Here is an 18316-nt window from a genome sequence, read left to right as displayed (position 1 = left end):
GTGCTCAGGACGGCGGGAACGCGTCTACTGCCGGGCGTCTACGGGGACGAAGAGCGCGCCGGCCCATACCGCGTCGCGCTGGGAAACGAGCCGGAAGGCCAGCTGGTCACCGCCACGCCGCAGAGCGCTCGCGAGTTCGAAGACGTCCGAGTCGTAGCCGAGGGTGTTGGCGTACGCGGGCTCACGCTCCGGCGCGGGCGCCCCCGGCTCGGAGATCGTCGAGTTCAGCACGTCGTCTCCGGGGTTGGCCGGGTCGGCGAGCGCGGTGCCCGGGCCGCGGCCGGCCGACACGGTGAGCGCGTCACCCGTACGGCCGCGGTCACCGTCGTACGCGACGAGCCCCGCCCGGCCGGTGCCGTGCGCCGCCAGACGCAGTCCGCGCAGCCGGATCTCCCGCCCGGCGGGGGAGTCCAGCGCGTCGAAGCCGTCCCACAGCGCGAGGTGGCGGAGCGGCTGGTCGGCGTCCTCGTAGGCCACGACCAGCGTCCAGCCGCCCCACGCCCCGGCCGCCGAGCGGCCCATCGCCGCGTTGACCTGCGCCACCGTGTACAGGCCCGAACCGCTGTCGCGGACCAGTTTCGTGACGTCCGCCGAGGCCTGGAAGGCGTCCGCGCCGCGCGCCGTGCGGTGCCCCACGACCGTGTCCGCGAGGAGGGCCTTGTAGGCGCCGCCGGGCTCCGCGATCAGCACCCGCCCGTTGTCCCGCGGCGGCTTCTGCTCGCCCACGCGCAGGTTGCCGCCCCAGTACAGCCGCGCGTACGTCACCCGGGAGCCGGCCGGCAGGCGGACCTCGGCGCGGGAGGAGTTGTAGGTGTCGGGGTTCTGGTCCACGTCGACGTAGAACATGTCGAAGTCGCCGTTGGCGGCCGCCTCGCCCGCCCGGACCGCGGGGCAGGAGGGCAGGGCACCGGTGCCGGCGGTGCGGCAGCTGACGGAGGTGTTGGCCGCGCGGACGATGCCGCCGTGCTGGAGCGCGCGGTAGCGCTCGGCGAACGGCAGGCGCGGTGCCTCCGCGGCCGGGGGGACCGGCGCCGCCGCGGCGGGCAGCGGCGCGCACAGAGCCACCAGGGCGGCGGCGCCCGCCGTCACGCGGCGCAGCAGCGGGACCGGGGAAGAACGCATGACCGGCGTGCCCTTTCGGAGGGTGCGGCGTCCGGGGCGGGCGAGGTGCCGCCCGCGGGGCGTCGGGAGGCCGCAACTCTAGCGACTGACCGGACCAATACGGTGAAATCGGTCAGTTGTGTCGGAAGCGTGAAGCCCGGGTCCGGACAGATCACTCCTTTGGCAGCACAACTCGCGCGGGCGCCGCGCGTTGACACAGCGCCGGGCATCCCGCCCGGGTGTTTGTGTCAACACCAAGGAGTACCTCTCCATGTCGCGTATCGCGAAGGGCCTGGCCCTGACCTCTGTTGCCGCCGCGGCCGTCGCCGGTGGTGCGGGCATCGCCGCCGCCGACAGTGACGCGCACGGCGCCGCCGCCCACTCCCCGGGCGTGCTGTCGGGCAACGTCGTCCAGGTTCCGGTCCACGTTCCGGTCAACGTCTGCGGCAACACCGTCGACATCATCGCCCTGCTGAACCCGGCGTTCGGCAACCAGTGCGAGAACGACTGACGTTCACGCGCCACCCCCCTGGCCGGCCGCTCTCCCGTACTCCTCCACGGGGGCGCGGCCGGTCTGCGTTGCCCCGAACGGGGGATGCCGGTCACCGCCCGGCCCGCAGGGTCCGAGGCGGTCCTCACCAGCGGCGACGCGCGCGGTACGGCGCGGGTGCGGTGACCCTGTGTGCCGGTTCGGTTGCAGGGTGCAGTCGGCGAATTCACGGTGGGCGTAGATCCGACGCTCATCGAAAGGAACACCCATGCGTGCTGTGCCCGCACGGCGTCTCGCGTCCACCGCCCTCTGCGCCGCCCTCCTGGTCGGCCTCGCCGGCCCGGCCGCCGTCGCCGCCGACTCGGCCCGCGAGCGCACCCAGTCGGCGTCCCGGGCGCCCGTCCCCGGCGCGGACGCGCTCCTCGCCCAGGTCGACACCCTGGGCGACCTCGGCGGTGTGCTCACCCCGGTCACCGACCTGCTGACCACCGTCCTCAAGGCCGACAACGGCCGGCTCTCCGACGCCGAGGCGGCCAAGCTGAGCACCGCGGTCACGGACGCCATCGCCAAGGCCACCGCGGCCGTGCCGTCGTCCCCGAGCACCGGAACGACGCCGAGCACCCCGCCCAGCCTCCCCGCCACGCCCACGACGCCGGCCTCCCCGGCCACCCCCGCGGCCCCGACGCTGCCGGCCACGCCCGCGACACCGGCCCTGCCCGCCGCCGTGTCGGCCGACACCCTGCCCGCGCTGATCAAGAGCGGCGCGCACGCCAAGGCGCCCTCCGCCGACGTCGTCGACGACGCGCTGACCGCGCTGGAGAAGGCGATCGACGACCTGGTCGAGGCGGCCACCAACGGTGACGTCAGCCAGGTGGTCTCCGCGGTCAACAGCTCCGTGACGGGCCTCGTCAACGCCATCGCCGCGACCCTGCTCGGCGGCGAGCTGCCCGCGCCGACCCTGACCGGCCTGCCGAGTCTGCCGAGCGTGCCGGCGACCGGACTGCCGAACTAGTGGATCTCATATGAGGACTCGGCGGGGGAGTTTCCGCGCCGGGCGCACCTCGTTGGGCACGGCGTCAGACTTCCCTCGGGTGACGTGAGTTGCCGAAGAAAGGAACACGATGAAGACCCTGAAGGCCGCCGTCGTCGTTGCCGGCTCCCTGGTCCTCGCCGGTGCCGCCGCGCCCGCGTTCGCCTACAACAGCGCCGACATCACGCCCACCAGCCTCAACGGTGCCGTGAACACGCTCACCAAGGGTCCTATCGACGTGATGCCGCTGCAGCACCAGTCGGACGCGCTCGACACCGAGAACAAGGACTCCGTGCTCAACACCGTCAAGGGCGCGACCAAGGCACTGAACAACAACGGCGGCATTGTCGGCGCGCTGCCCGTGGGCGGCTGATTCCGCGTCACCGGCGATACGTGACCCGTAAACGGGCCGATTCCGTGATGGGGCCGATTCCGGGAAGGGCCGGTTCCAGGTGGCTTTCCCACAGCCCCGGAATCGGCCCTTCCCGCTGTGCGCGGCCGTCCCTCGTTCGTGTGGACGGCCGGTCGGCCCTCGCCCGGTCGGGTGAGAACGCGCCGGGCCGCCCCGCGCGCCGCCGCTAAGGTCGCCCGGTGACCTCAACCTCAAGCGAAACCCGGCCCTTCCGCTCCGCCGACCTGGGCACCCTCGTCGTCCTGCCCTGGAGCGGCGAGAACGCCGACGGCATCGACATCCCCCACCTCCTGGTGTGCTCCCTCGGCAACGCCGAGGGCGGCCCGGAGACGACGTCCGCCGCGGTCGAGCGGCTGCTGACGGACAACGGCCTGCCGGTCGGCCGGGAACTGGTGGACGGCATCGCCCGGCCCAGTCTCCCGGTCAGCCTGCTCGTCGTCGCGGGCCAGGCCGTCGTCACCCTGCCGGGGCTCAAGGCCCAGTGCACCGTGCCGCAGGAGTGGCTGGAGGCGGTCGGCGCCCGCGGCTTCGCCTACCTGATCTTCACCACGCGCGCCTGGCCGGAGGCCGAGCTCGGCAAGAGCGTCGAGCCGGAGACGCTGGCCGAGTTCGTCAACGCCGACGAGACCCTGGACGCCGCCGCGCACCTCGTCCTGCCGGCCCGCAGCCTGCGCGCCTGACGCCGTGGCCGAGGGGCGGCACGCGGGGGAGCCGGCGCGCACCGCGGGCGGCGGCCGCGCCTTCGCCCTGCCGCTGGTGGGCACCGGCGCGGCCGGGCTGCCGGCCTCCTGGGTCATCACCCTCGACACGTTCGAACTGCTCCAGGACCCGGACTTCACCCCCGGATGCAGCCTGAACCCGGTGGTGTCCTGCGGCAGCGTCATGAAGAGCGATCAGGCCGGCCCTGGGGTTCCCCAACCCGATGCTGGGCCTGATCGCCTACGGCATCGTCGTCTGCGTCGGCATGAGCCTGCTCGCCGGCGCCCGTACCGGATCAGCGCGCTGTGCCTGTGGTGCTGTCTGGCGTGGGTCGCCACGGTCCTGGTGTTCTGGTACCTGACCTCGCACGTCGTACGGCACCGGTTCCTGCCGGCGCCCGGGCCGTTGCGGGCGTTCCTCGACGAGTTCACCTGGGTGCTCCCGCTGCCGCACACCGGGATCGTCGGCACGCTGGTGCCGACCCGCTGGTGGGATTTCTGGACGAGCTGACCGGCCGCCGCCGGTTCGTCGTACTACTGCGGCAGCCGGGGGATTCTTGCGCTGGTGAGGACCCCAGGGTCGTTAGCCGGTACGGACGTTGAGCCCCCGAACCCTGGAAGGGACCGCACCTGCCATGAAGCCGACCACCCGAGGAACCCTTGCCGCCGTCGTCACGGGCGTGGCAGCCGCCGTGGGGGCCGCCGCCCCGGCCGCGGCGGTCGGCACGGTCCCCGTCCCGGTGCCCCTGGACGGCGCCGAGAAGACCCTCCACATGGAACTGCCCAGGGTGGGCGGCGAGATCCCGCTGCCGAAGCCGGGCAAGCCGGACGGCCCGCAGTTCGTCGAGGGCCGGCTGCTCCCGGCGCGCACCCTGCCGCAGCTGCCCGTCACCGGCGGCCTGCCCGGCGCCGGGCTGCGCGCGCCCCTGCCGCACGCCCTCGGGGACAGCTTCGACCACGTCGGCGTCGACGCGCCCGCCTCCGACCTGCGCACCCTGGCGCCCGGACTGAGCGTGGACGCCCCGCTGACCCGGCCGAACCCGGACAACTTCGGCCTGCCGGACGCCAAGCTCCCGCAGGCGGGCATCCTCGCCCCGGTCCTGCAGACCGTGCCCGCCGCCAACCTGGGCCTGGGGCCCGGGCTGTAGCACCGCGCCGGCACCGACGTACCGACTACCGACGTACCGGCACAACGGCTTCCCGTGAACGGCCCGGGTCCGGCGACGGGACCCGGGCCCGCCGGACCGGAGGGGTGACCACGCGGGCCCTCGGGCGGTTACCGGTGTGTACATCGCAACCGGACGAGGAGCACACGATGGTCGTCAGTGTGGGCAGGGAAGCGGCGCGGGCCGAACCGGAGGCGACGAGACCCGGACCGGCGCGGCCCGCCCGACGGGACGCGCTGCGCGGGCTGCTGGCCGCGGCCGCGGCCGCGGCGGGACTGGTCCCCGTCGTCGCCGCCTCCCGGCCCGATACCGGTTCCGGAAAGCCGGCGGAACTCCCCTTCGACTTCGACGAGACCTACCGCGGCCGGCGCATCCGCGGCTCCCGGATGATCGCCACCGGGGCCGCCGCCGACGCCGGCCCCTGGCAGGTCACCGTGGACGCCCGGCCGCTGCACCTCATGCGCCGCGCCGACGGCAGCTGGCTGAGCATGGTCGACCACTACCGCTCGTACCCGACCCCGCTGGAGGCGGCCCGCGCGGCCGTCGACGAACTGGGCCCCCGGGCACGGCTGCGCGCGCTCGACGGCATGACGGACCACGCGGACATGGAGGGCGGCTCTCTCCAGGGGGGACACCATGGCGTACACGCGTAAGGACGTCAGCACCCTCACCCGCGCCGAGCGGCGGCGGTTCGTGGGGGCGCTGCTGGAGGTCAAACGGCGGGGCGAGTACGACGAGTTCGTGCGGATGCACATCGAGTACTACGTCTCCGACGGCGACCGAGGGCTGCGCACCGCCCACATGGCGCCGTCCTTCCTGCCCTGGCACCGCAGGTTCCTGCTCGACCTGGAGCGCGCCCTGCGCCGGGTCGATCCGTCGGTCACCGTGCCGTACTGGGACTGGACGAAGGACCGCACCACGACGTCGGTGCCCTGGACCGACGACCTCCTCGGCGGCAACGGGCGCCGCTCGGACCACCGGGTGACCACCGGGCCGTTCGCCTACGCCGAGGGCAACTGGACCCTCAAGGAGGGCGTCACCGACGAGGAGTTCCTCACCCGCGACCTCGGCCGCTCCCGTGATCCGATCGCCCTGCCGGCCAAGAGCGAGCTGGAGTCGGCCCTGGCCGAGTCCGTCTACGACAGCGCGCCCTGGGACTCGCGGTCGGCCAAGGGGTTCCGCAACCGGCTGGAGGGCTGGGGGAGCGGGCGGGGCAGCGCCGCCTGGCGCAACCACAACCGCGTGCACCGCTGGGTCGGCGGCGCGATGGTCGGCGGCGCCTCCGTCAACGACCCGGTGTTCTGGCTGCACCACGCCTTCGTCGACCTGCAGTGGTCGCGCTGGCAGCAGCGCCACCGCGGCGCCCGCTACCTGCCCGTGACGCCGCCGGGGCCGGGCAGCGAGCAGTACCGCAGGATCGTCGCGCGGCACGAGAAGATGCCGCCGTGGGACGTGACCCCGGACGAGCTGGAAGACGTCAGCCGGATCTACCGCTACGCCTGAGACCGCTCAACAGGGGAAGAGCCCCGGCACTGGACGTGCCGGGGCTCCGCGACTTCACCGGCGTCAGCCGCCGTAGCCGTGACCGCTCTTGTCGTGCTGGTGGCTGTCGTTCTCGCAGCTGTTGCCGAACGCGGGGTTCAGCAGGCCGATCACGTCGACGGTGTTCCCGCACACGTTGACCGGGATGTGGATCGGGACCTGGACGAGGTTGCCCGACAGGACGCCGGGCGAACCGACGGCCGCGCCGCTGGCGTCCGCGTCCGCCATGGCCAGGCCGGTGCCGCTGAGGACGACGGCACCCGCGCCGAGCGCCACGCCGGCGACCTTCGCGATGCGAGACATCACGTTCTCCTTCTTACTCGGGGAGTGCGCCGGCACCACTTCGCCGTCGCACTCCCCGTTCAACGCCGCCACTGACGGAGGGTCACGGCGTTCATCGGTGCATCACCCTTCCCGAACACGCACTCCCGCCCGGTCGGCTCAGCCCAGCCGCCGTATCGGCGCCCCGTCGAGGAAGGCGCGGATGTCCTCCACGGCCTGTCCGTAGTACGTCGCGTAGTTCGCCTGCGAGACATAGCCCAGGTGGGGCGTGGCGAGCAGGCGGGGCGCGGTGCGCATGGGGTGGTCGGCGGGCAGCGGCTCCACGTCGAAGACGTCCACGCCCGCCCCGGCGATACGGCCCTCCCGCAGCGCCGTCAGCAGCGCGTCCTGGTCGACGATCGCGGCGCGCGAGGTGTTGACGAGGTAGGCGGTGGGCTTGAGCAGCGCGAGCTCGGCCGGGCCGAGCAGGCCGCGGGTGCGGTCGCTGAGGGCGAGGTGGACGGAGACGAAGTCGCTGCTCGCCAGCAACTCCTCCTTGGAGGACGCCAGTTCGACACCCACCTCGTCGGCGCGTTCCTTGTCGAGGTGCCGGCTCCAGGCACTGACGCGCATGCCGAAGGCGAGGCCGACCTGGGCGACCCGGCTGCCGATCTTCCCGAGGCCCAGCAGTCCGAGCCGGCGGCCGTGCAGGTCCGCGCCCACCGTCTGCTGCCAGGGCCCGCCGGAGCGCAGGGCGGTGCTCTCCTCGACGATCCCCCGGGCCAGGCCCAGCAGCAGCGCCCACGTCAGCTCGACGGGAGGCGTCGAGGCGCTCGCCGTGCCGCACACGGTGACGCCGTGCGCCTCGGCGGCGACGTAGTCGATGACGCTGTTGCGCATGCCGGAGGCGACCAGCAGCTTCAGCCGGGGCAGGCGGGCGAGGAGGCCGGCGCCGAAGGGCACGCGTTCGCGCAGGGTGACGACGATGTCGAAGCCGGCGAGCGCGGCGGCCAGGTCGTCCTCGGTGGCGAAGTGCTCGGCGAAGCCGACGACCTCGACCTCGTCGGTGACCGGGGACCAGTCGGCGACCTCGGTCGCGACCTGCTGGTAGTCGTCGAGGACGGCGCAGCGCAGCCGTACGGATGTCGTGTTGTCAGGCACGCCGGTAATACTCGCGCATCAGCTCCGTGGCCCACTCGGGCTGGCTGGTGGGTCCCTGCGGGCCGAACTCGCTCAGGTACGGCTTGACGTCGAGGACGGGGGTGCCGTCCACGGCGTCCAGGCCCTGGACGTGCAGGTCCAGCCCGTCCACGCGCAGCAGGCGGCAGCGGGAGACGCCGACGCGGTTGGGGCGGTTCTTGCCGCGCTGGGCGAAGATGCCGACGAGCGGCCAGTCGGGGTTGCCGCGCGGGTGCCGGGCGCCGGTCTCGATCCGGTCCTCGGGCACGCGGTCGAAGTGGTAGACGACCTCCAGGTGCGAGAAGGCGTCCAGACCGGCCACGGCGTCGGTGCCGAAACGGCCGGCGTCGAGGCGGATGACGGCCGTCACGTCACCCCAGTCGTCGTCCCGGACGTCGGCCCGGCCGCCCGTCACGCGGCCGACCGGGAGGAGGACCACTTCGGCGGGCGCACTGGTGTCAGACATGCGGGTCACCGTAGCGCCTCGCCGGCCGCCGTCACGTCCGCGCAGCTCAGGGCGTTGTTAACGGTGATGACAACGGTCACCGGTGCAGCCTTTGGCGATTGCCGTGACCATGCGTTTCACTGCGAACCGGACCACTCGACGCGAGGGGGGAAGTCGTACGTCATGGACGACCACGGAAGCCAGGGGCACGGCCACGGTGACGGGCACGGCCACGGCCACGGACACGGCGGTCACTCCCACGGCGTGTCGCTGGACGCCGACCGGCGCTGGCTGGCCATCGCGCTCGCCCTGATCACGGTGTTCATGGCGGCCGAGGTCGTCGTCGGTGTCGTCGCCGGCTCCCTGGCCCTGATCTCCGACGCGGCGCACATGCTCACCGACGCCGCCTCGATCGTGCTCGCCCTCGTCGCGATGCGGCTGTCGGCCCGCCCGGCCCGCGGCGGCTTCACGTACGGCCTCAAGCGCGCGGAGATCCTCTCCGCCCAGGCCAACGGTCTGACGCTGCTGCTGCTCGGTGCCTGGCTGGCCTACGAGGCGGTACGGCGGCTCGTCAGCCCGCCCGAGGTGGAGGGCGGCCTGATGCTGGCCACCGCGCTCGCCGGGATCGTCGTGAACGTGGTCGCCACCTGGTGCCTGTCCCGGGCCAACCGCAGCTCCCTGAACGTCGAGGGCGCCTACCAGCACATCCTCAACGACCTGTTCGCCTTCGTCGGGACGGCCGTCGCGGCGCTGGTCGTGGTGGTGACGGGGTTCGCACGGGCCGACGCCATCGCCACGCTGGTGGTGGTGGCGCTGATGGCCAAGGCGGGCTACGGGCTGGTGCGCGACTCCGGGCGGATCTTCCTGGAGGCGGCGCCGGTCGGGTTCGACCCCGACGCGATCGGCGACGAACTCGCCGGGCAGCCGCTGGTCGTGGAGATCCACGACCTGCACGTGTGGACCATCACCTCCGGCGAACCGGCCCTGTCCGCCCACGTCCTGGTCGAGCCGTCAGGCGACTGCCACGCCGTACGCCGCCATCTGCAGCAACTGCTCGGCAAACGGCACGGCATCAGCCACGCGACCCTCCAGGTCGACCACCTCGGGGAGGACGCCCAGGCGGAGGAACTGCTGCAGATCACGACGCCGCCGACGGCCACACCGGACCACTGCGACGACGCCCACGGACCGGTCCACCGGCCGGGGCCGCATGAGCACTGACGTGGGGCATCGCTCACCGAGGCCGACTCCCCGCAACGGGCCCCGCTGGAGGGCCTGGCCGGGGCGGTGACGTTCAGCTGAAGGCCCGGCCAGCGCCGGCGAGAGCGACACCAACGTGCCGGCGGGGCGCGGCGCAGAGGGACGGCGATCTGAGCTGGGGGTTTCGGTCGGGAAGCTTGTCATTGCTCCTGTTGGCGACGGCCGGTGTCCTGAGGCGGCCGACCATGCGCGACCGGCGCACGCGGCACGTGGTGCGGCTGGCCTTTCCGCTGGGGATCGCTGTCTCCCTCGCAGACCTCTCGGAAGGCTCATTATGGGGCTCTGACAGTCGTGAGCACGTCCCGTAAGATGCCCCCTACTGTGTGCCACCGTGGGGGGACATAGGGGGGCTTTCGTGCTCGATGCGAAGCAGCATCAGGGCAAGTTCGGCGAAGACTACGTCCGTGTGCTGGCCTCTGCGGCAGGGCTGATCGTCCTGCAAGGCGATCTCGATGCGGACGGGGTCGACCTCGGGTTCCGCGCCACCGGCCGCTACGGACGGACGCTGTCACCCACTGTCGAGGCTCAGATCAAGACATGGTCGGCGCCGTCCGTGTCGTCCGGCCACCTGAACTACCGCGGGCTCAACGAGTGGCAGTTCAACAGGCTCGCCGGTCCCGACTTCACCGTGCCCCGGTTTCTGTTCGTCATCTGCGTCCCCGCCGACAACCAGGCGTACGCGGTCATGAGCACCGACGGGGTGATGCTCCATCACCTCGGCTACTTCGTCTCGCTCCGCTCCGAGGAGCCGATCAAGAACCCGGACCGCAACCGGAAGCGTCCGGTCAGGGTTCCGACAGCGAACGTGCTCACCGCCGCCTCACTGCGCCGGCTCGCCGAGACGCAGTCCGACTGGTAGGGGAATCGATGACGATCCCGCTGAAGGTCGACGACATCGCCAGCTATCTGGCGGAAACGGGTTGGGAGCGGGATCCACAAGGCTGGCGCGGAGCGAGTGTCTGGCAACACCCGGGCGACTACGAGGTGTTGGTACCCGCTCGCGACGGCATGGGCGACAACGACCTCCGAGTACGGGAGATCCTGCGCTGTCTGTGCGCGCTGGAGGACCGGCCGGCGGACGACATCGCTCTGGAGATCGCCAGACCGCAGCTGGACAAGCAGTCCTTCCACACGTTTCCCACCGGCCACGACCCCGGCTACACCTCGCTGCTCCTGGGTACGCAGACGGTTCTGGGCGTCCGCAACGTCCTGACGGCGGCGGCGCGTACCGTCGTGCAGGGGCCGCACTTCGCCTTCGCCGGCCGACAACCGGGCGTGGTGGGCGACCTCTTGCGCGCCGCCGAACTCGGCCCCTCCCGCGCCGGGAGCTACGTCGTCGAGATCCGGGTGGCAGCGGACGCGACGGCCCGGACCCCGAGCGGGGAGCAGGTCACCGGTCGGGCCGTGCTGGTCCAGATGCTTGAGGCGGTGAGCGCGGCCCAGGCAGCCGTAGCGGCGGACACGCCCGCAGCCTTCGACGAGACCGTCACGGCCGGCGTCTCCGCGGATCTGTGCAAGGCGCTCAGCGAGCTCTCCGGTTTCGACCGGAGCGAGCCCTTCGAGATTGGCTTCCGGTGGGCGCGTTCGCAGCCACTCGATGAGCCGTCACGCGTCGTCGCGTTCCCGGAGAGCTCGGGATCGCTTCTGCACGCCGCGTCCCTGCGGCTTCGCAGCCTCAACGCCACCGGTGCCGCGACGGTCACCGGTGTGGTCGAGGGGCTGCATGACGACTCCTCCGGCAACGACCGGTGGCGGATCAAGGTCCGCGGTGAGTTGCGCACCGAGCACACCGAACTGGCCCGGCGGGCCGTCTGGGTGCGGCTCCCGGACCAGGTCTCGTACGACCGTGCGATCACCGCGCACCGGGAACGGCGAGAGATCACTGTCATGGGCGAGTTGTCCAGCGTGACCGGCCGGGTGGAACTGGTGCCCGGGCGGGGGTTCGACATCTGACCGGATTTCGGCTCATCGAGGAGGGGTCTGTGCCGACGGAGTTGACTGTACGGGATCATGCGTCGCTGTTCGCCCTGATGGTGGTCGCGCGGCCGGTGACCAACCGGGAACTGCGCGAACTCGCCGGCCTGGAGATCACCGCGGCGGTGCGACGGCGAGTGAACGAGGATGCCGAGCGGATCGTGACCAAGAAGCGCGGTGCGGTCAACACGCACCAGCTCACGACCGCGGGCCGGACCTGGTGCGAGTCCGCTCTGGTGGCCGGACGCCCGGACGGAGCGAAGTTTCCGGCCGGGGTGCTCTATGCGGTGCTGGAGAACGTCGGACAGTACCTGGCCCGCTCCGGCACCAAGTTCGGCGAGTTCTTCCAGCCCGACGTCGAGGACTGGATCCGCGCGGTCTACAAGGAACTCACCGTCCGCCGGAAACCGGGCAGCTGGGTCAGACTGTCGGCGCTGCGCCCATGGCTCGAGAACCTGCCGCGAGGGGCCGTCGACGCCGAACTCGACCGGATGATCGAGCAGCCCGACGTACATCTGATGGGCGAGCTCAACCGGCGCACGCTCAGCGACGAGGACCGCAAAGCCGCCGTCGACATCGGCGGCGAACCGCGCCACCTGCTGCGGATCGGACCGGCGTGAACGGGGAACTCGCTGCCCTGGAGACGCTGTACATCAACACCGCGCTGACCCAGGAAGAGATCTGGACACCGGTGACCTCCTACCATGTCGACGGCCTTCATCCCGAGGTGTTCCGGCGGCTGAGGAGGGCGATGGGCGCCGTCGAGCGCGCCCACTCGCCGGTTGCGACCGTGGTGCGTGGCGAGAGCGGCTCGGGCAAGACGCATCTGCTCGGCTGGACCCGCCACGAGATCCAGGAGCGCGGCGGCTCTTTCTTCTACATCAAGCTGGTCACCGGCCGGAACTTCTGGGAGAGCGCCGCCAACAGTCTCGTCGACAGTCTCTACCGGGAGGATGAAGGCGGCCAGGAACAACTGATTCGCCTGCTCGACAGGCTTTCGCGTCAGGCTCGTCTGGACACGGACACCCATACCGCCGTCACTGGCCGGCGCGAGTTGACGCGCGCCCATGTCGATGCGTTCGTCCGGGGTATCCGGACCATCGACCGGCAGGTGGGCAACGAGGCCGCGGACACGGCCCGCGCGCTGGCGCTCATAGCCTCCACCGGCGATCGCGTGGAGATCGGCAGGGCCTACTTCGCGCTCAACGACGACGACGGGGACAAGCGCGCCGCCTGGGGGATGTCGCCAGGCGTGCGACAGGCTCAACTCGTCCTCCGCGATCTGACGCGCCTGTTCGCCCTGGTCGGACCGCTGGTCTTCGCCTTCGACCAGCTTGACACCCTGGTGTCCGCCGCGGAGACGTCGTCGCTGACGTCGCCCGCCTCCGGCGAGGGCCGGGCCGCGAAGCGGCTGAGCGGTGAGATCGCCACCGGCCTGATGGAACTGCGGGAGGAAGCCCGCCGGACCCTGATGGTCGTGGCGTGCCACGAGGACACCTGGGAGCAGATTTCCCGGGCGGCGGTCCGGTCGGCCCTGGACCGGTTCGAGGTTCTGCCGACGCTCGGCGCGATTCCCGACGAGGCCACCGCCGCCGCCATCGTCAGCAGCCGCTTCCGGGCCTCCTACGAGTCGGTGGGGTTCACTCCGCCGTATCCCACCTGGCCGGTCACCTCGGCGGCGCTGGCCGAAGCCCCACACCGTTACACCGCACGGCGGCTGCTCATCCGGGTCCAGAAGCACATCGAGGCGTGTCTGCAGACCGGCACGGTGGCCGAACTGATCTCCCTGGCAGGCGCAGAGCCCACGGCGGCCGCACCGCCCGCACCGGCGAGGGCCGTCAACCCGAGCACCCTCACGGAGCCCTTCGACAAGCTCCGTGCCGAGGCGGACGACCTCGGGCCGCTCGACCCCACCACCGAGGACGGGTTGATGCCTGCCCTGCTGGGCGCGGGGCTGCGGAGTCTGGTCAGGGAACTGGGTGCCGACGAGACGCGGTTCTCCATCGAGACCGACTTCGGCCGCAAGGCGGCGTTGCACGCCCGGTTGCGCTATGTCGTGGACGAGGCCAGCGAGAACGAATTCCACTGGTCCTTCCGGGCGATCGCCGCGAACAACGCCATCGCCGCCCAGAACCGGATCCGTAACGCGGCCGTGGAGGCCGGCCTGACGGCCGACCTGGCGAGCCGCCGGCTGATCCTGCTGCGGAACACGCCGTACCCGAGCGGCCCCAAGACCAAGGACATCAAGGACGACTTCGAGGCGCGGGGCGGGGTGTCGTTACCGATCGGCGCCGCCGACCTCCGGACCCTGGCCGCCCTCCGGGCCATGCTCGACGACCGTACGCCAGGCCTGGACGAATGGCTGCGACAGGAGCGCCCCGCTTCCCGCATCGAGGTCTTCGCGCCGGTGCTGGCAGACCTGCGGCAGCATCTCGGCATCGCGACCACGGAAGTCGGCTCCAGGGCGGCGGTGGATGCGGCGGGCACACCGGAGGACGCCGAGCCCGCTCGTACCGACATCGTCGTCGGAACCACGGTCCGGGGCGGCCGTTCGTTCGCGGTGCCCATGGAACGGCTCCGGATGCACACCGCGGTGGTGGGCGGGGCGGGATCGGGCAAGACGGTCCTGATCAAGCGGCTTGTGGAGCAGTGCGCTCTGCGCGGCGTCTCGGCGATCGTGCTGGATCCGAACGACGACCTCGCACGGCTCGGCGACCCCTGGTCGCGCCCGCCGAAGGGTTGGACGGACGACCATGAGCGCGAGGCCCGACGCTATTTCGCGGATGTCGAAGTGGTGGTGTGGACACCGGGTCTGAACCGGGGGCGTCCGATCTCCTTCTACCCGCTTCCCGACTTCGGTCCCGTCCTCGACGACGAGGACGACTTCCCCCGTCTGGTCAGGTCGACCGTGACCTCACTCGCGCCACATGCCGGTGTACGCGGCAGCAGTGCTCGCGCGACCCAGCAGCTGGGGGTCCTCAAACGTGCCCTCGAACGGTACGCGCGCGACGGCGGCAAGACCCTGGCCGGTTTCGTCGAGCTGCTCGCCGAGCCCCCGAGCGACATCGTGAACAGCAGGACCAGCCGCTTCGCGGTTCAGATGGCGGACACGCTGGAAGCCGCGATGGAAACCGACCCGCTGTTCGGGGAGTCCGGCGCACCCGCCGATCCAGGCATGCTCCTGATCCCGTCGCCGGGAAAGGCCGCCCGTATCTCGGTGATCAGCTTCATCGGCCTGTCCGGCGATGGACCGGCCCAATTCGTCAGCCGCCTCCAGGCGACCTTGTTCTCATGGTTCAGGGCACACCCGGTCGGCGACCGTGCCCTGGGCGGGCTGCTGGTCATGGACGAGGCGCAGAACTTCGTGCCCTCCGGTGCGTCGAATCCGAGTACGGACAGCACGGTCGAACTCATCCGCCAGATACGCAAGTACGGACTCGGGATGGTCCTCGCCTCACAGCTCCCCAGGGGGATCCACAACCAGGCGCTGGGCAACACCGTGAACCAGTTCATCGGCCGGCTCACACAACCCGCCCACATCGAGGCGGCCAAGACCATGGCACAGGCGCGGAACGCAGTCCTCGACAACCTCGCCGGCCTCAAGGCCGGCATGTTCAACGCCGCAAGCGAGGGGACCGGATTCAGCAAGATCCAGGTGCCGATCTGCCTCAGTCACCACGATGTGCCGCTCAAGGAGGACGAGATCGTCGAGCGAGCCCGCCGAGGTAGCTGAGCGGTCGTGAGGCGGTGAGCGCGTCCTGGCCTGTGGTCCTGCGCTGGTGTGTCCGTGCCGAAACCCTGACCTGCGCGGACAGGGTTTTCGGCACGGACAGCGCCGCCAGGGCGCTTGAGCCGTCCTACCCCGGCAGTCACCTCTGCGCCGTCCTGGAAGGCAGACGGACCTGCGCGAGCGAACCGCGCTCTTCCGCACTGTCACCGCCGCAGGCGACACCCTCGTCATCGACGACGCCCCGTCAGACAGCCGAAGTCCGCCCCGGCCACCGGTCTGTTCGTGTTCCCCAGCCGCACCGGCCTGCCGGGGCCGGCCATGGGACGGCGTGGTGGTGGCCCTTCCCCCCAAACCGCTCGACGAGCGATCGGCGGTCGAGGTCGTACGCAGTTGGCGCGTCACGGACGCGGACGGCGCGGCCCGGGCGCTGCTCGGGATCCGCAGCGGCCTGCCGCTGGCGCTGCGCGCGGCCGGCGAAGGGCTGGTGGAGAAGCGCCCTCAGCTGAGCCTCAACGACGCGGTACTGGTATTCGGCACCGGCGGCCAACCACACTCGGAGGACAGGACCCCATCGGTGAGCGCGGTTCTCGCCCTGGCCTGCCAGGGCCTTTCCGACCCCGCCAGGCAGTTGTGCCGTCTGCTCGGCTGCCTGCCGGGTACGACGGGCCACCGGACGTCTCGCGGCGGCGGCCGGGGTGCCAGCCGTGCAGTTGTTGCCAGTCGTTGAACTGCTGGCGGGGCGCGGCGGCTGCCTGGGTGTCGAGGACGTAGGCGGCATGTTGCTGGTCGGTGCAGCGCTGCACACGGCGGAGGGCGTCGGCGAACATCCGTCGGTCGGATCCGGCGTCGTCCTGTGTGGCGAGTTCGATCAGCGCTCGCGGCTGTAGCCGGTCCTGAGCAGGCCGTCGACGTCGATGGCGTCGCGGCCCTCGGCCCGGGTGAACAGGGCGCCGGTTTTGCCGGCGGCGACATCGTCGCGGCGGATGCCCCATCTGACCTGCGGAAACACGCAAAGTAGCGGCGGCGCCCCCGGCAGGACTCGAACCTGCGGCCAAGCGCTTAGAAGGCGCCTGCTCTATCCACTGAGCTACGGGGGCCGGTGTGGTGGCCTCTGTCGTGGGTGCCCGGGTGTGGGCCGTTCCGTGACGTTGCCGGGGACAAGGATAGGGCTCCCGCGACCTTGTCCCTGTTGCTTCGCCTCCGTGGCTCGATGTGGAGGTTCGGTGAAGCGGTCCTGATAATCGCAGGCAGGTACGAATCGTGCATCGCTTTTGGCGCCTCGCGCACCGGGTGTTGTGCACTCGTTATGCCTGGGCTTTGCCCTCGTCCCAGTCGCCCCTTCCGTCCCTTGTGTCCAGTCGGCGCGCAGACATGCCCATATGCTTTAGATATCCCCTAAAATTGGGCATTCTTCGCATGTGGTGACCTTGGACGTACGGCCTCAGCTGCTCGACGCACTCTCCGCCCTCCGCGACCGTGTCGCCGCCGCACGCTTCCCGCTGCCCCTGGCGGGGGCGCCACGCGCGCGTGCCAACCGCGACGAACTGCTCGCACAGCTCGACGACTACTTGGTGCCCCGGTTGAGGGAGCCCGAAGCGCCCTTGCTGGCCGTGGTCGGCGGCTCGACCGGGGCCGGCAAGTCGACCCTCGTCAACTCCCTTGTGGGGCGGCGCGTGAGCGAGGCCGGCGTGCTGCGGCCGACCACCCGGACGCCGGTGCTGGTGTGCCATCCGGAGGACCATCACTGGTTCAGCGGCATGCGCGTACTGCCCGACCTCACGCGCGTGTGGGTGCCCCACCGGGAGCCGTCCGACGACCTGTTGCTGCCCGGCGAGGACCCCGCGCGCGTGCTGCGCGTCGAGACCGCCGACACGCTCCCGCGCGGACTCGCCCTCCTCGACGCGCCCGACGTCGACTCCTTCGTCGCCGACAACCGCGTCCTGGCCGCCGAACTCATCTGCGCCGCCGACATCTGGGTGATGGTCACCACGGCCGCGCGCTACGCCGACGCCGTGCCCTGGCATCTGCTGCGCACCGCCAAGGAGTACGACGCCACCCTCGTGACCGTCCTGGACCGGGTGCCCCACCAGGTGGTCTCCGAGGTGTCCCGGCAGTACGCCGCGCTCCTGACCAAGGCCGGCCTCGGCGACGTGCCGCGCTTCACCGTGCCCGAACTGCCCGAGTCCGCCTGGGGCGGCGGCCTGCTGCCGGCCACCGCCGTGGCGTCGCTGAGGACCTGGCTCGTGCACCACGCCCAGGACCCCGCCGCACGCCAGTACGCCATGGCCCGTACCGCCCGTGGAGTACTCGACTCGCTCAAGTCCCGCATGCCCGAACTGGCCGGCGCCGCCGCCGCGCAGTACGCCGCCGCGCTGCGCCTCACCTCCGCCGTCGACGCCGCCTACGACAGCGAGCACGCGCGCGTGCGAGGGCGGTTGCAGGCCGGCGCCGTACTCGCCGGGGACGCCCTCAAGCGCTGGCGCGCGTTCCCGCTCGACTGCACCGCCGGCGAGCTCCTGGACGCCCTCGTGGAGAGCCTGGCGGCGCTGCTGCTGTGCGCGGTCACCGCCGCCGACGAGCGCGTCGACGAGGCCTGGCGGCGCGAACCGGCCTCGCACGCCCCCGAACTCGCCGACCGCGATCCCTCCCTGGAGAGCGCCGAACACCGGATCGGTCTGGCCGTACGGCGCTGGCGGCGGGAGTTGGAGGAGTTCGCCGAGGACGAGGTGCGCGACCTCGACCGCGGTGCCGCACCGGATCCCGAGGCGGTCGCCGCGCTGGTCGCCACGGCGCTGCTCGGCGGACGGCGGGCGCGTTCGGCCGGCGAGGGGCTCGCCGAGCGGATCGGCGCGCACGGCGCGCTGCGGTTGCGCGACCGTGGCGGACGTCTGCTCGCCGAGCACGTGGACCGCGTGCTGCACGCCGAGCGCGAGCGTCGTCTCGCGCCCCTCGACGCCCTCGACGTCCACCCCGAGCCGCAGGCCGAACTCATCGCCGCGCTGTCCGTACTGCAGAAGGAGAGGTGACC

20 protein-coding genes and 1 tRNA gene are annotated in these 18316 nt (G+C 71.8%); 15 read left to right on the top strand and 6 right to left on the bottom strand.

What is annotated here, in order from left to right:
• Positions 1-24: 24 nt before the first annotated feature.
• The gene (locus ACYF6T_RS16770; protein WP_461697189.1) at positions 25-1122 is read right to left on the bottom strand and encodes a DUF3344 domain-containing protein; all 1098 of its coding nucleotides are present in this window, start codon (positions 1120-1122) and stop codon (positions 25-27) included.
• Between the two features lie 250 nt (positions 1123-1372).
• Here ACYF6T_RS16770 and chpG point away from each other — a divergent pair, with 250 nt between their 5' ends.
• The 8 genes from chpG to ACYF6T_RS16730 all read left to right on the top strand — a co-directional run bounded on the left by chpG (position 1373) and on the right by ACYF6T_RS16730 (position 6400).
• Positions 1373-1612 carry a chaplin ChpG gene (chpG, locus tag ACYF6T_RS16765; protein ID WP_461697187.1) on the top strand — a complete coding sequence of 80 codons (240 nt, stop codon included), beginning with the start codon at positions 1373-1375 and terminating at the stop codon, positions 1610-1612.
• Between the two features lie 247 nt (positions 1613-1859).
• Entirely contained in the window at positions 1860-2603 is a 744-nt protein-coding gene (locus ACYF6T_RS16760; protein ID WP_461697185.1) for a hypothetical protein, read from the top strand.
• 109 nt (positions 2604-2712) lie between these two features.
• The gene (locus ACYF6T_RS16755) at positions 2713-2994 is read left to right on the top strand and encodes a hypothetical protein (RefSeq protein WP_461697183.1); all 282 of its coding nucleotides are present in this window, start codon (positions 2713-2715) and stop codon (positions 2992-2994) included.
• Between the two features lie 218 nt (positions 2995-3212).
• Complete coding sequence (locus ACYF6T_RS16750; protein WP_461697182.1) at positions 3213-3713, top strand: DUF5949 family protein; 501 nt, start codon at positions 3213-3215, stop codon at positions 3711-3713.
• A gap of 4 nt (positions 3714-3717) precedes the next feature.
• Positions 3718-4242: a vitamin K epoxide reductase family protein gene (locus ACYF6T_RS16745; protein ID WP_461697181.1), complete on the top strand. Its 525-nt coding sequence runs from the start codon at positions 3718-3720 to the stop codon at positions 4240-4242.
• A gap of 124 nt (positions 4243-4366) precedes the next feature.
• A complete protein-coding gene (locus ACYF6T_RS16740; RefSeq protein WP_461697179.1) occupies positions 4367-4879 on the top strand; it encodes a hypothetical protein in 513 nt (170 codons plus the stop codon).
• Positions 4880-5046: 167 nt separating this feature from the next.
• Positions 5047-5550 (top strand): tyrosinase cofactor, encoded by a 504-nt coding sequence (locus ACYF6T_RS16735; RefSeq protein ID WP_461697177.1) that lies wholly within the window; start codon positions 5047-5049, stop codon positions 5548-5550.
• Positions 5534-6400 carry a tyrosinase family protein gene (locus ACYF6T_RS16730; RefSeq protein WP_461697175.1) on the top strand — a complete coding sequence of 289 codons (867 nt, stop codon included), beginning with the start codon at positions 5534-5536 and terminating at the stop codon, positions 6398-6400. Before ACYF6T_RS16735 ends, ACYF6T_RS16730 begins: the two co-directional genes overlap by 17 nt.
• 63 nt (positions 6401-6463) lie before the next feature.
• Here ACYF6T_RS16730 and ACYF6T_RS16725 read toward each other — a convergent pair whose 3' ends face one another.
• The 3 genes from ACYF6T_RS16725 to ACYF6T_RS16715 all read right to left on the bottom strand — a co-directional run bounded on the left by ACYF6T_RS16725 (position 6464) and on the right by ACYF6T_RS16715 (position 8345).
• Positions 6464-6742, bottom strand: coding sequence for a chaplin (locus ACYF6T_RS16725; protein ID WP_461697174.1), 279 nt, complete (start codon positions 6740-6742; stop codon positions 6464-6466).
• Positions 6743-6880: 138 nt separating this feature from the next.
• Complete coding sequence (locus tag ACYF6T_RS16720) at positions 6881-7861, bottom strand: D-2-hydroxyacid dehydrogenase family protein (protein ID WP_461697173.1); 981 nt, start codon at positions 7859-7861, stop codon at positions 6881-6883.
• On the bottom strand, positions 7854-8345 hold the full coding sequence (locus ACYF6T_RS16715; RefSeq protein WP_461697172.1) for an SAM-dependent methyltransferase: 492 nt from the start codon (positions 8343-8345) through the stop codon (positions 7854-7856). The genes ACYF6T_RS16720 and ACYF6T_RS16715 overlap by 8 nt, the downstream gene beginning before the upstream one ends.
• Before the next feature lie 162 nt (positions 8346-8507).
• On the opposite strand from ACYF6T_RS16715, the gene ACYF6T_RS16710 reads away from it, so the two are divergent.
• The 6 genes from ACYF6T_RS16710 to ACYF6T_RS16685 all read left to right on the top strand — a co-directional run bounded on the left by ACYF6T_RS16710 (position 8508) and on the right by ACYF6T_RS16685 (position 16015).
• Entirely contained in the window at positions 8508-9545 is a 1038-nt protein-coding gene (locus ACYF6T_RS16710) for a cation diffusion facilitator family transporter (RefSeq protein ID WP_461697171.1), read from the top strand.
• Between the two features lie 394 nt (positions 9546-9939).
• The gene (locus ACYF6T_RS16705) at positions 9940-10443 is read left to right on the top strand and encodes a DUF4365 domain-containing protein (RefSeq protein WP_461697169.1); all 504 of its coding nucleotides are present in this window, start codon (positions 9940-9942) and stop codon (positions 10441-10443) included.
• An 8-nt stretch (positions 10444-10451) separates the two neighbouring features.
• On the top strand, positions 10452-11537 hold the full coding sequence (locus ACYF6T_RS16700) for a hypothetical protein (RefSeq protein WP_461697168.1): 1086 nt from the start codon (positions 10452-10454) through the stop codon (positions 11535-11537).
• 29 nt (positions 11538-11566) lie between these two features.
• Entirely contained in the window at positions 11567-12178 is a 612-nt protein-coding gene (locus ACYF6T_RS16695; protein ID WP_461697167.1) for a hypothetical protein, read from the top strand.
• Positions 12175-15291 (top strand): helicase HerA domain-containing protein, encoded by a 3117-nt coding sequence (locus ACYF6T_RS16690; protein ID WP_461697165.1) that lies wholly within the window; start codon positions 12175-12177, stop codon positions 15289-15291. The genes ACYF6T_RS16695 and ACYF6T_RS16690 overlap by 4 nt, the downstream gene beginning before the upstream one ends.
• A 325-nt stretch (positions 15292-15616) precedes the next feature.
• Positions 15617-16015 (top strand): hypothetical protein, encoded by a 399-nt coding sequence (locus ACYF6T_RS16685; RefSeq protein WP_461697164.1) that lies wholly within the window; start codon positions 15617-15619, stop codon positions 16013-16015.
• Between the two features lie 141 nt (positions 16016-16156).
• On the opposite strand, the gene ACYF6T_RS16680 is transcribed toward ACYF6T_RS16685, so the two are convergent.
• Both ACYF6T_RS16680 and ACYF6T_RS16675 read right to left on the bottom strand, forming a co-directional pair.
• The gene (locus ACYF6T_RS16680) at positions 16157-16297 is read right to left on the bottom strand and encodes a hypothetical protein (RefSeq protein WP_461697163.1); all 141 of its coding nucleotides are present in this window, start codon (positions 16295-16297) and stop codon (positions 16157-16159) included.
• 15 nt (positions 16298-16312) lie between these two features.
• Positions 16313-16385 (bottom strand) — tRNA-Arg (locus ACYF6T_RS16675).
• 321 nt (positions 16386-16706) lie between these two features.
• Here ACYF6T_RS16675 and ACYF6T_RS16670 point away from each other — a divergent pair.
• Entirely contained in the window at positions 16707-18314 is a 1608-nt protein-coding gene (locus ACYF6T_RS16670) for a dynamin family protein (protein WP_461697162.1), read from the top strand.
• Positions 18315-18316 lie beyond the last annotated feature (2 nt).

Source organism: Streptomyces sp. 7R007, assembly GCF_054850255.1.
Note: the sequence above shows the minus strand (reverse complement) of the source record. Positions and strands in the feature narration are given on the sequence as shown.

What these genes read in the sequence shown, in the direction of transcription:
- ACYF6T_RS16770 (WP_461697189.1), bottom strand. Translation starts at nt 1,122, where the DNA reads ATGCGTTCTTCCCCGGTCCCGCTGCTGCGCCGCGTGACGGCGGGCGCC.
- chpG (WP_461697187.1), top strand. Translation starts at nt 1,373, where the DNA reads ATGTCGCGTATCGCGAAGGGCCTGGCCCTGACCTCTGTTGCCGCCGCG.
- ACYF6T_RS16760 (WP_461697185.1), top strand. Translation starts at nt 1,860, where the DNA reads ATGCGTGCTGTGCCCGCACGGCGTCTCGCGTCCACCGCCCTCTGCGCC.
- ACYF6T_RS16755 (WP_461697183.1), top strand. Translation starts at nt 2,713, where the DNA reads ATGAAGACCCTGAAGGCCGCCGTCGTCGTTGCCGGCTCCCTGGTCCTC.
- ACYF6T_RS16740 (WP_461697179.1), top strand. Translation starts at nt 4,367, where the DNA reads ATGAAGCCGACCACCCGAGGAACCCTTGCCGCCGTCGTCACGGGCGTG.
- ACYF6T_RS16735 (WP_461697177.1), top strand. Translation starts at nt 5,047, where the DNA reads ATGGTCGTCAGTGTGGGCAGGGAAGCGGCGCGGGCCGAACCGGAGGCG.
- ACYF6T_RS16730 (WP_461697175.1), top strand. Translation starts at nt 5,534, where the DNA reads ATGGCGTACACGCGTAAGGACGTCAGCACCCTCACCCGCGCCGAGCGG.
- ACYF6T_RS16725 (WP_461697174.1), bottom strand. Translation starts at nt 6,742, where the DNA reads ATGTCTCGCATCGCGAAGGTCGCCGGCGTGGCGCTCGGCGCGGGTGCC.
- ACYF6T_RS16715 (WP_461697172.1), bottom strand. Translation starts at nt 8,345, where the DNA reads ATGTCTGACACCAGTGCGCCCGCCGAAGTGGTCCTCCTCCCGGTCGGC.
- ACYF6T_RS16710 (WP_461697171.1), top strand. Translation starts at nt 8,508, where the DNA reads ATGGACGACCACGGAAGCCAGGGGCACGGCCACGGTGACGGGCACGGC.
- ACYF6T_RS16700 (WP_461697168.1), top strand. Translation starts at nt 10,452, where the DNA reads ATGACGATCCCGCTGAAGGTCGACGACATCGCCAGCTATCTGGCGGAA.